Source organism: Methylobacterium nigriterrae (genome assembly GCF_037106235.1).
In the GTDB taxonomy this organism is placed as follows: Bacteria; Pseudomonadota; Alphaproteobacteria; order Rhizobiales; family Beijerinckiaceae; genus Methylobacterium; species Methylobacterium nigriterrae.
Window position 1 is genome coordinate 1 of record NZ_JBAWTG010000596.1, and the last position, 394, is coordinate 394.

A 394-nucleotide genomic window follows, 5' to 3' on the forward strand; every position below is an offset into this window, starting at 1 on the left:
CGCCTCGGGCGTCTTCTTCGCGGGCGTCGTGGGGGACACGGTCGGGGGCGTCGTCAGCGACCGGATCCTGCGGCGCACCGGCAGCGCGTCGAAGGGCCGGGTCAGTGTCATCGTGGTGGGGTTCCTCGGCGCCTTCCTGTGCATGCTCCCGATCCTGTTCGTGAACGATCTCGTCACCGTCGCCCTGTGCCTCAGCGGCGCGTTCTTCTTCGCCGAACTCATCGTGGCGCCGATCTGGGCCGTGCCGATGGACATCGCCCCGCAATATTCCGGCACGGCGAGCGGCTTCATGAATTTCGGCTTCGGGCTTGCCGGCATGATCTCGCCGGTGGTGTTCGGCGCCGTGATCGACGCGACCGGGCGCTGGGACCTGCCCTTCGTCGCCTCGCTCGGC

General features: G+C 68.8%; 1 pseudogene. It reads left to right on the forward strand.

What is annotated here, in order from left to right:
* Positions 1-394 (forward strand): annotated as a pseudogene (locus WDW90_RS38385) (MFS transporter); the annotation flags it as partial.